Origin of the sequence: Prosthecobacter sp. (genome assembly GCF_049294395.1) — a bacterium.
Lineage (GTDB): Bacteria > Verrucomicrobiota > Verrucomicrobiia > Verrucomicrobiales > Verrucomicrobiaceae > Prosthecobacter.
Genome location: NZ_JBAQCR010000270.1, coordinates 1 through 10,527, shown reverse-complemented (window position 1 = coordinate 10,527; position 10,527 = coordinate 1). Strand labels below are relative to the sequence as shown.

The window sequence follows — 10,527 nt, the reverse complement described above, 5'->3', positions numbered from 1 at the left end:
GCAAAGCACAGCGCAAGGGCGATGGCCGCCGTGCTCACGGACAACCACACACGCTTCACGGCGCTCATCGGTTGTGCCGGCGGCAGCAGCACCGGGACAGAGGGCGTGGGCGCGTTGAGAGCCTGATGCCATGACGTGAGCCACGAGCGCAGCGTTTCATCTTCATGCAGGCTGTGCGCCTCGCAGTCCGTGACGAGCGCCTGCGGCTTTGCAGTCAGCATCATGCGCGCGCTGCCCGTGGCGGGAAAACGCGCCATGACCGACGTTAGCGGCGCGCTTTCATCGACCGCCAGGATGTCGAACGCGCCACTGGCCCGGTGAATGAAGAGCAAATCATGCCAAAGCTCGAAGCGCTCCGCCACCGTGCCAAGCTGGATGACAAGGCCGCCCGGATGAGCGATGCCCTCCAGCCGCGCGCCCCGCCGCAAGACTTCAGCCTCGATCTCGCCGCGCATCCGCTGGCTGATCTGGGTCACCCACCAGGCCTCCGCGCCGCTTGCCGCCGCCATACGAGAGGCAGCGGTCTGGCTCGTCATCGCAGGCAGTCCGGTCAGCGCCTCCGCTTCAAACGCGAGCGCTGAGGAAAGCTCTGCTTCATTCAAGCCCAGCAAACGCCCCGGTGAAGTCTCCACGATGGCCGTGGCGGCGGCAGTCGTCAGCACCCAGACACGACGTGGAGCCGCCTTCACCAGCCCAAGAGCCGCCAGCGTGAGCGAAGCCACATCCACTCCATGCACAGGCGGCACCGCGTGCCCCATGCCGCGCAGCACACCGCGCGAATTGAAATCACCGCGCGCGATCAAGTGGGGAGTGAGGAGGAGGATCGTGCGGCTCATGGGACAGTTATGACGAGTGTCCGGTTGTTTTGGCCGGGGCGGAGCATGAGGTAGGCAGGCGGTGACTTGGGGTCATCCGTCAATGGATTGGCGTCGTCTTCGAAGTAGGCTCTCACCGCGCACGGTCCAATAGTGACAGGTATGCCTGAACCATCTTCCGGGAAGGAAAATGACATTGTCACGATTGACGCCATACCCGGTGTGGCCTGTACCAGCGATTTTTTCACCCTAATATTGCCACTGTTAGGATCTGGGCCGAACAGTCGCACAAAGATGTTGCGACTCGGAGTTGGTGGCGAAATCACGCCTGTGGCATTCCGAAACTCTACTTGAACGGTTAATTCTGAGTTATAGGAGGTCGCTTCAAACGCTATACTCTGATCAGCATCATACGCATCCACACCTCCAACCGCCCCATCCCGTCCATAGCTGATGATTTGATCAATCGGATCGCCTGCGCCAACAGCCCCTCCGCCGTTTAGAAGGCTATCGTTGGGGAAACCTGGAACGAGACCAACGGGTGTCACCAACTGCGCTCCCCAGCCATCTCGTGGTAGGAAATTTCCAGGGGGCAAACGGAGGTAAGGTCCACGCCAACCAACGCCGAGCCGGATGGTGTCTGCACTGACTTTGGCAGGAGGCATGGGGTCTTCCGCATCTGCTTCGTCCGCTGGAGTGCAATTCGAAGTGATCGCCGGGAGCACTTGATATGCCGCCATACCAGCAGGCTGCTGGACGAGTTCAGCCAGGGTCAAAACGGTGCCTCCGTCCACCACTTCAGCCACCGCCTTCGGCAAGCGTCCCGTGTCAGCGACAAACCCCGTGTAAAGCAGCGTGCCATCTGTGTCGCGCAGGTTGGCTGGCCCGATCACTGCATCGCGGATGTTTTCCAGCGTTCGCTGGGTGGCTTCGTAGCGGGCCTGATCTGCCACGCCGCTGGTGCTGGTGATGGCGACGGTGGAGAGCACGACGAGGATGGTCAGCACGACCAGCAGCTCAAGCAGGGTGAGGCCGCTTTGGTGGAGAGATGGGCGGTGGATTTTCATGAGCGGGTGTCCGCCACGCGGAGAAAAAGAAGCACGTCATCGCCACAATCAGCGAGGGCGGGCATGGTCACGATGGGGGGCGTGTCGATGACGCCGTCCTTGCCGCCGGAGACGATGCGGATGTGCTGTGCATCCGGGGTTTGGATCACGATGGGGCTGCCCCAGGCATCCAGCACGGCGGGGTCGGTGGCGCTGCCATAGGCGTCATTGGTACCGTAGCGTGCACCGCTGCCCAGCAGATAGGGGCCACGCCAGCCGATGCGCGTGCTGGGATCAAAGTCAGGCCAGCCCGCACGTGGCACAAACAGCTCGGCCATGGTCTGGGGCAGGTCGGCATCGCACTGCGCCAGGTCGGGCCACAAGCCTTTCTGACCATTCACGCCCAGGATCGCCGCGCGCACCTGCAGCAGGGTCTGCTCTGTGGCAATTTGTTGCGCTGTCTTGCGGTCGCCAGCAAAGCCAAGACGCAGGTCGCTCACGTTTGGCACGATGATTCCAGCCACGGCGATGAGCACCATCAGCACGACGAGCAGCTCAAGCAACGTCAGGCCCGCCACGCGGTGATGGCGTGCTGCGGCTCCGGCATTGTTGTGATCGCGGTGCATGTGCATGGACTGGCTGAGAGGGCGTGCGATGTTTAAAGAACCCCGCCCGGCTTGACCGGGCGGGGCCATGAGGCATCCCGCAGAAAGCGAAGTGCCGAAGACTTTGGCATCAAACGATGCCTGTCAGATTACAGCTGGTTTGCGTTGAAGAACTCAGAGACGTGATCGCCACCATTGGCGAGGCCGTCGTCATGCATGGCGAGCACCCCGATGAAAACAGCTTTGTCCAAGGCTGTGCCGTCATTCGCCACTTTGTAGATGGCAAGATAGCGGGCATAGACGACGTCAGGACCCGAGCCTGCCACATCACCAAAGTGATACGGCGCCTCATTGGTCGTGCGGCCAATCAGTTCGCTCTTCTGACCGATGCCGAGGGCAACGTAGGTATCACCTGCGCCACTATCAGGACGCAGAAGCCCTTCGACGGTAGCTTCCGTGGCGACAGCGACGGAAGGCGTGCCTGCCGAGAGGTCGAGGTTAGCAGCAGCGTCATACGGGTTGAAGGTGGTGTTGCCACCAGCCGTATCAAGGTTCGCCTTCGTGTCATAGAGCCCCGCAAGCGACGTGATTCCCGCATTGAACAGAGCCTCACGTGTGCCTGCCGTCAGCGCTGTGGCGGTGAGGCCAGTCGTGCCGGGCAGATAGTCAACCAGTGCCACGCCGTTGACAAGATTGTCAAGGTTCGCGGGCTGCTTGAAGTAGATCTGCTCAAACTCCTGGATGCGCTTGTTCGCTTCCGGGATGTTGGTGGACGCCGCCGCCGTGTGAGCACGCGTGAGCATGTTTGGCAACTGCGGGATGAGAATGCCGGCGAGGGCAATCAGGATGACCAGGACGACCAGGAGCTCGATGAGCGTCAGGCCTTGCTGGTTGTAACGACGCGCCAGGCGTGTCGCGAGAATATGGGATACCTTCATTTTCTTTGTCTGTGTGTTGGTTTGTGTGTGAAGGGCTCCGGGTTCTGCGACCTCCGGCCTCGATTGTTTTCCGGCGGTGTTTGTCACCGCCCGAAAGGCTGTGCCTCAGTGCGCGCCGGTGAGCGGCATGGGACCGAAATGGATGGAAAAAAGCTCCTTGCTGCGCGGGCAGCGAATCTCAATGCGGTTCCCGCGCCGGACGAAAAGCAGCCGGCCTGCGCCGGAGCGGAACTCACCTTCGGAAAGCTCACAGATCGTCCCGTCCGCGCGCTCCACCGACAGGATGAGGGGGGCGGGTTTTCGAGATGTATTGGGAGAACCAGCATGAGACATGTGCAGAGCAGGGATTTCAAAAATGAACTGAAAAGAGGCCGGAAGTAGTGGCTGATGTGTGCATTCTATAATGCATATAAGTTGCAATATGTCAATATCTATTGCAACATGTTTGCGTTATAAGGTTCCACGCATTCATGCACATACTGACTCCGAAACTCCCAGTCACCGTCCTCTCCGGCTTCCTCGGAGCTGGGAAGACCACCTTGCTCAATCACATCCTGCGAAACCGCGAGGGACGCAGAGTTGCCCTCATCGTGAATGACATGAGCGAGGTCAATGTGGATGCCCAGCTGGTGAAAGCAGGCGATGCCCAGCTCTCCCGTACTGAGGAGAAAATGGTGGAGATGAGCAACGCCTGCATCTGCTGTACCCTGCGGGAAAACCTGCTCAAGGAGGTCTCAAAACTGGCCCGTGAAGGCCGCTTCGACGCTCTGCTCATTGAGTCCATAGGAGTCTCCGAACCGATGCCCGTGGCCGAAACGTTCACCTTTCAGAATGAGGAGGGCCGGTCGCTGTCTGATCTCGCGCAACTCGACACCATGGTCACCGTGGTCGATGCTCGCAACTTCCTGAATGACTACCACAGCACCGAAGATCTTCAGCAGCGCGGGCAGGCGGTGTCCAAGGAGGACTGTCGCACGATTGTCCATCTGCTGACGGATCAGATCGAATTCGCCAACGTCATCCTCATCAATAAAACCGACGTCGTAAGCGCCGAGGAACTTGGCGATATTCGTGGTGTCATCCAGGCTTTGAATCCGAAGGCCAAGGTCTATGAAACTCGTCAATCCGAAGTGCCGCTGAATGCCATGCTGAGCACCGGCCTCTACGCACAGAAGGAGTCGGAGCAGGCTGAAGGCTGGCTGGATTCCTTGAACAGTCACACGCCGGAGACGGAGGAGTATGGCATCAGCAGCTTTATCTACCGTGCCCGGCGGCCCTTTCATCCGCAGCGTTTTGACGCCTTCATGCGTGCAGCATGGGAGGGCGTCATCCGGGCCAAAGGCATGTTCTGGCTTGCCACACGCATGGAACTCGCAGGCTGCATCTCTCAGGCCGGTGTGCTGAGGGACACCCGCGCCATGGGCATGTTCTGGTCAGCCGTGGGTCGTGATGAATGCCCCAAGGATCCCGCAGCACAGGCAGAAATTGAAGCCAAATCTGCAAGAGCCCCACGGAGACCGCCGCACCGAAATCGTACTGATCGGGCGTGAAATGGATCAAGCCGCACTCACAGCACAGCTCGATGCCTGCCAGCTCAATGACGCCGAAATGATGGGTGGACCGCATACATGGCAACAGCTGCCTGATCCATTCCCATCTTGAATTGCAGTGAATGAGTCGGAGGATTAAAGAAACGCGAGCAGACACCCAGGCGACTTTCTCCTCGATGGCGAAACCGCAGGAACCCCCTTCCATGCCTTCGACCTGCTAACCCGTGCAGCATGAGGGGCCAGAGCTTGGTCACATGCCAGCTAGCAAATCAGGCCACGAACAATCAAGCGCTTTGCGTAGCCGAGCTAGCATCTCTACCCCAGGGTTGGCCGCTCCCGCCTCAATTCGCTGAAGCTGCCGCCGGTCAATTTGCGATTGCTCCGCAAGCTCTTCCTGCGTCAAACCCATCGCCATCCGTAACCGGTTGACGTTTCTTCCAAGGATTTGCCGAATGCGGAGTGCCACGAACGCGATTAATGACTAAAGCGGCATAATTGTCGGCGGCAGGAATGGCGCTTTTACGCCTGCATCACAAAATGACCGGGGCAAGCATGCGCCGATCAAAGAAGGCAATCCAAACCAAGGCTGCTCATCGTCTTCGTTGACGAGTCGGGGCTGAGCACCCGCCCGCACCGGGTGCGCACCTGGGCCCCACGCGGACAGACCCCTGTGCTGCATGAGACCTTCAACTGGAAGAGCCTCTCCATCATTGGAGGCATCACCCTGTGGAGCTTCTGCTTCCGCATCCATGCCGGCAGCATCAAGAGCGAAGAGGTGGTGGAGTTCCTCAAGGCGCTGCACCGCCATCTCAAAGGTGCCAGGCTGCTGGTCATCTGGGACGGTGCGCCCATCCATCGTTCGCGGGTGGTCAGCGAGTTCATCACATCAACCAACGGAGGTATTGCCGTGGAGCGGCTGCCAGCCCATGCCCAGGAGCTCAATCCGGTTGAATACATGTGGGCGCATCTCAAGCAGCATGAGATAGGCAGCCTGATCGTGCGGGAGGCCTGGCAGTTGAGCATGCAGGCGACAGCGGCCCTGCGCAGAATGCGCCGCAGACACCGCATCCTCACCGCTTGCTTCGCTCAGGCAGAACTCTGGCCTTAATGTCAGGCTATTATGCAAATCTCAATAGTGAATGGATTATGACCAGAAGCTGTCGAAATTTTTCTGAATTTATAAGTCTGTAATGAATGAGGTTTTGGTTTTTTGTTTGGAACCTTGCTACCCGACGGCTTTGTCGATCGGAAAATCGGGGTCCAGGCCGTTGGCTTTCAGCCAGGCTTTGTTGAAGAGCTTTGACTGATACTTATGCCCGGAGTCGCAGAGGATGGTGACAATGGTGGCTCCGGGGCCGTGCTCCTGGGCAAAGCGGACGGCACCGCCGATGTTGATGCCGCTGCTGAGGCCCAGAAAAAGCCCCTCTTCGTGCAGGAGCTGATAGACGATGCTGAGCGCGGTCTGGTCGTCGATGCGGTAGGCTTTGTCCACACTGAGGCCTTCGATGTTTTTAGTCACACGCATCTGGCCGATACCTTCAGAGAAGGAATCACCATCGTCGGTGTCAGTGTTGCCATTCGTGAACCATGACCACATGGCGGCCCCGTAGGGATCGGCGCAAACAGCGGCGACTTTGGCATTCTGCTCCTTCAAATATAGGCTGGTGCCTGCCAGGGTGCCGCCGGTGCCAATGGAAGCCACAAAGGCGGTGACTTCACCCTTGGTCTGCCGCCAGATCTCCGGACCGGTGCTGTGATAGTGGGCGTCACGATTGGCGGTGTTGTCGAACTGATTGGCCCAAAACCAGCCGTTTTCTTCGGCCAGGCGGCGCGCGACGTGGTTGTAGTTGCCGGGATCGCTGTAGGGCTTTGCGGGCACGGGGCGAACCTCCGCGCCGAGGGTGCTCAGCAGGGTGATCTTCTCAGGGGACTGCGTCTCTGGAATGATGATGACGGACTTGTAGCCGCGGGCGTGGCCGATGACGGTGAGGCCGATGCCGGTGTTGCCAGCGGTGCCTTCCACAATCGTGTCGCCCCGCTTGAGCTGGCCTTTCTTTTCCGCATCGGTGATGATGCCGTAGGCGGCGCGATCTTTCACGGAGCCGCCGGGGTTCATGAACTCGGCTTTGCCAAGGATCTCGCAGCCTGTGATTTCGGACAGGCGGTTCAGACGGATGAGCGGGGTGTTGCCCACGTGATGATCGATACCGTGATAAGTTTTGGGACTCATGGATTTGGGGAAGCGTTTTTGGGACGGCTTCCGGTGGTCCGGTCAGGCATCAAGGAGAGAGGCTAAGGATGATGAGCGGAGAGTCAAGGGGGCAAGGTGGCTGCTCCGGCAAGGAGTCAGGGATGCTGCCCAAGAACACTCGATGGACGTGCATCGGAGCCCTTTTCACCACGGCCTGCCGCACCATCGTCAAATCATCACGCAATCGAGGAAGTCTGCGACGAACTCATTCTGCGGATGTTCGCGAAGCTTCTGGGGGTGACCGATTGCCTTCTCAAATGATGAACTCGCCGATCTCCTTCTTGTTCTTCCTGGCGTTCTTGTTCATGATCTCAAGACCGGCTTCTTTGGTGACGACCAAAGAGTTGGCCGGGACGCTGTGCATGAGGAAGACGTTCGCGCCGATGGTGCTGCCTTCGCCGATGACGGTCTCGCCGCCGAGAATGGTGGAGTTCGGGTAGATGGTCACGTTGTCCTCCACGTCGGGGTGGCGTTTGCTGCCGCGAATGATCTGGCCGCTGTCGTCCTTGGCAAAGCTGCGGGCCCCGAGTGTCACGCCGTGGTAGAGCTTCACATTGTTGCCGATCTTGCAGGTCTCTCCAATGACGACACCGGTGCCGTGGTCGATGAAGAAGTGCGTGCCGATGCTTGCGCCCGGATGGATGTCGATGCCTGTGCGTGAGTGCGCCCATTCCGTCATCATGCGTGGAATGATGGGTGCGCCTTCTTTGTACAAACGATGCGCGAGGCGCTGGATGGCGATGGCTTCGAGGAAGGGGAAGGAGAGAATGATCTCCTCCTGCATGCGTACGCTGGGATCTCCCGCCAGGGCGGCTTCGACATCATGCTTGAGCAGTTCACGCACGGCGGGGATGGCCTTCACGAATCGTTTCATGATGGGCACCGTCTTGCCGGTGGGAAGATCCGGATTACCAATCCGCACGGCCTTGCGCACCTGCTCCTGCAGACGGCGGACCACGGAGAGCATGCGCTCCACCGTGACCTGTGCGAGCGTGCCGTCCGGGATGGCATCGTGATCGTGAAAGCCGGGGAAGAGAAGCTGTAGCAGGTCTTCGCAGACCTGGTTTACCGCGCCTTTGGAGGGCAGGTTGCTGGAGCTGTTCTCGTTGAAGCCGCCGAAGCGCTCATACGAGGCGAGCAGTTCGGGGATGTGCCAGTCGGCGAGGGCGAGCGCGGGGTTCTTCGTTTTGCGGGAAGACATGAACTATGCTTTCTGATTCCACGGGGCTTTGGCAAGCAGCAAACCCATGCCGCACCAGTCAGTGATGCCGGCAAAGATGAGCCCTGCGCCTACAAAGCCTGAGAGCCAGACAGAGGAGGGATTGACAAACTGTGAGAGCAGCACGCCGGTGAGCACGATGGAACCTGCCGTGATGCGCACCTGGCGCTCCAGGTTGATGACCTTCGTGGTGCCACGGGTCACGGGCAGATCCGCCTCAAGCCAGGCGAGCGTGCCGCCTTCGACGACGACGGAGTTTGGGAAGCCGGCCTTTGCGAGCTGATCGGCGGCCTTGGTGGCGCGCTGGCCGCTGCGGCAGAGGATGTACAAGGGCTTCTCAAGGCTGAGGTTTTGAGTCTCGTACAAAGTGGCGGGATCGAGGGAATCCAGGGGAACGCTCTTGGCCACAGTGACATGCACCTCGGCGAACTCGACCGGCGTGCGCACGTCAATGACGTTTTGCGAGGCATTGTCCTGCAGCAGTTCGTATAGCGCGGAGGCGGTGATGGTGGACATGGCGAATCAGCGTTTGGGGAGTTGAAGGAGCGCGGCGACGAGGGCGTCGACCTCGCTGAACGTGTTATAAAATGCCAGCGAAGGGCGGACGGTTGTATCCTGGCCAAAATGACGCTGCGCGGGCAGGGCGCAGTGGTGTCCGGCACGCACGGCGATGCCCTGCTTGTCCAGGTGCTTTGCGATCGCGTCGTTCGAGACTCCGGGGATGATGAAGGAGAGCACGCTGGCCTTGTTGGCGGCGGTGCCGATGGGCCGCAATCCGGGCACGGTGCTGAGCGCATGCTGGGCGTATTCCAGCAGCGAGTGCTCATACGCGGCGATGGCGGGAATGCCGACGCGGAAGAGGTAGTCGATCGCTGCACCGAGGCCGACGACGCCTGCGATGTCGGGCGTGCCTGCTTCGAATTTTTCAGGCACCGGGCGGTAGATCGTCTTCTCAAAGGTGACGTCCTGAATCATGTGGCCGCCGCCCTGCCACGGGGGCATTTCATCAAGCAGGTGCTTCTTGCCATACAGCGCACCGATGCCGGTGGGGCCGAAGATTTTATGCGCGCTGAAGACGAAGAAGTCGGCATCCAGCGCGGTGACATTGATAGGAATGTGCGGCGTGGACTGCGCGCCGTCGACCAGCACCACCGCACCGACGGCATGCGCCAGAGGGATGATCTGCTCCACGGGATTGACGGTGCCGAGTGCATTGGAAACATGCGTGACGCTGACAATCTTCGTGCGCTCATTGAGCAGCTTCGCGAATTCTTCGAGGATCAGCTCACCGCGATCATTGATGGGCGCGACGCGGATGACGGCACCCGTTTGCTGCGCGAGAAGCTGCCAGGGCACGATATTGGCGTGGTGCTCGAGCTGCGTGAGCAGGATCTCATCGCCCGCGCCGACGTTTTTGCGGCCGTAGCTGTTCGCCACGAGATTGATGGCTTCCGTGGTGCCGCGCAGGAAGACGATTTCCTTGGCATCTCCTGCTCCGAGAAACTGGCGTACTTTTTCACGCCCGGCTTCGAAGAGCTTCGTGGAGCGCTCTGCCAGCACATGCGCGGCGCGGTGGATGTTGGAGTTGTCACGTCCGTAAAACTGCGCGGTGGCATCCAGCACGGCCTGCGGCTTGTGCGTGGTGGCGGCGTTGTCCAGATAGATGAGCGGGTGACCGTTCACACGCTGGTGCAGCGCGGGAAAGTCACGGCGCACGCCTTCCACATCAAAGGAACTCAGAGAGGCCTGTGGCGCAGGGAGCGTGGCTCCTTTGAGCCGCTGCAGGAAGTAAAAGTCCTGATCATCGGACACCTGGATCGTCTGAGGAAAGGAAGGCGCGCGCTTCAGTGTGTGCAGGTCGTTTTCCACCGGCACATCCTGGTTTCGCGTGCCAAGCAGATCGCTGTAGTAGCTGGGCTCGCCGTATTCAAAGGAGTTTGTGTCGCCACGGGCATGCCCGCCGGAAGGCGGCTGCTCAGACGGTTTCGACTGCGGCTCCTCCTTGGGCGCGACCACCGTGGGGTGCACGGGTGGCGCGGATGAAGTGGTGGTGGGAAAGCCGCCGTTCAGCCCCGCATCACGCGAGTCTGCCGATGGCGGCGC

The 10,527-nt window shown here is 60.0% G+C and carries 10 protein-coding genes and 2 pseudogenes; 2 read left to right on the top strand and 10 right to left on the bottom strand.

Annotated elements, in window-relative coordinates; all coding sequences use genetic code 11:
* The 5 genes from WAW39_RS18535 to WAW39_RS18515 form a co-directional block, all read right to left on the bottom strand.
* A partial coding sequence (locus WAW39_RS18535; RefSeq protein ID WP_422320670.1) for a hypothetical protein occupies positions 1–836 on the bottom strand: 836 nt, incomplete at its 3' end.
* Complete coding sequence (locus WAW39_RS18530; protein WP_422320669.1) at positions 833–1,882, bottom strand: prepilin-type N-terminal cleavage/methylation domain-containing protein; 1,050 nt, start codon at positions 1,880–1,882, stop codon at positions 833–835. The genes WAW39_RS18535 and WAW39_RS18530, both read right to left, overlap by 4 nt.
* Complete coding sequence (locus tag WAW39_RS18525) at positions 1,879–2,487, bottom strand: hypothetical protein (protein ID WP_422320668.1); 609 nt, start codon at positions 2,485–2,487, stop codon at positions 1,879–1,881. Before WAW39_RS18525 ends, WAW39_RS18530 begins: the two co-directional genes overlap by 4 nt.
* Before the next feature lie 128 nt (positions 2,488–2,615).
* Positions 2,616–3,404: a type II secretion system protein gene (locus tag WAW39_RS18520; protein WP_422320667.1), complete on the bottom strand. Its 789-nt coding sequence runs from the start codon at positions 3,402–3,404 to the stop codon at positions 2,616–2,618.
* Between the two features lie 105 nt (positions 3,405–3,509).
* The gene (locus tag WAW39_RS18515; RefSeq protein WP_422320666.1) at positions 3,510–3,737 is read right to left on the bottom strand and encodes a hypothetical protein; all 228 of its coding nucleotides are present in this window, start codon (positions 3,735–3,737) and stop codon (positions 3,510–3,512) included.
* 137 nt (positions 3,738–3,874) lie between these two features.
* On the opposite strand from WAW39_RS18515, the pseudogene WAW39_RS18510 reads away from it, so the two are divergent.
* Positions 3,875–5,066, top strand: a pseudogene (locus tag WAW39_RS18510) (CobW family GTP-binding protein).
* 138 nt (positions 5,067–5,204) lie between these two features.
* Here WAW39_RS18510 and WAW39_RS18505 read toward each other — a convergent pair.
* Positions 5,205–5,420 (bottom strand): helix-turn-helix domain-containing protein, encoded by a 216-nt coding sequence (locus WAW39_RS18505; RefSeq protein WP_397381877.1) that lies wholly within the window; start codon positions 5,418–5,420, stop codon positions 5,205–5,207.
* 108 nt (positions 5,421–5,528) lie between these two features.
* Here WAW39_RS18505 and WAW39_RS18500 point away from each other — a divergent pair.
* Positions 5,529–6,062 (top strand): annotated as a pseudogene (locus WAW39_RS18500) (IS630 family transposase); the annotation flags it as partial.
* Between the two features lie 117 nt (positions 6,063–6,179).
* Here WAW39_RS18500 and WAW39_RS18495 read toward each other — a convergent pair.
* The 4 genes from WAW39_RS18495 to WAW39_RS18480 all read right to left on the bottom strand — a co-directional run bounded on the left by WAW39_RS18495 (position 6,180) and on the right by WAW39_RS18480 (position 10,494).
* On the bottom strand, positions 6,180–7,184 hold the full coding sequence (locus tag WAW39_RS18495) for a cysteine synthase A (protein ID WP_422320665.1): 1,005 nt from the start codon (positions 7,182–7,184) through the stop codon (positions 6,180–6,182).
* 274 nt (positions 7,185–7,458) lie between these two features.
* On the bottom strand, positions 7,459–8,406 hold the full coding sequence (epsC, locus tag WAW39_RS18490) for a serine O-acetyltransferase EpsC (protein ID WP_422320664.1): 948 nt from the start codon (positions 8,404–8,406) through the stop codon (positions 7,459–7,461).
* A 3-nt stretch (positions 8,407–8,409) separates the two neighbouring features.
* On the bottom strand, positions 8,410–8,940 hold the full coding sequence (locus WAW39_RS18485; protein ID WP_422320663.1) for a rhodanese-like domain-containing protein: 531 nt from the start codon (positions 8,938–8,940) through the stop codon (positions 8,410–8,412).
* Between the two features lie 6 nt (positions 8,941–8,946).
* Entirely contained in the window at positions 8,947–10,494 is a 1,548-nt protein-coding gene (locus tag WAW39_RS18480; protein ID WP_422320671.1) for a SufS family cysteine desulfurase, read from the bottom strand.
* Positions 10,495–10,527 lie beyond the last annotated feature (33 nt).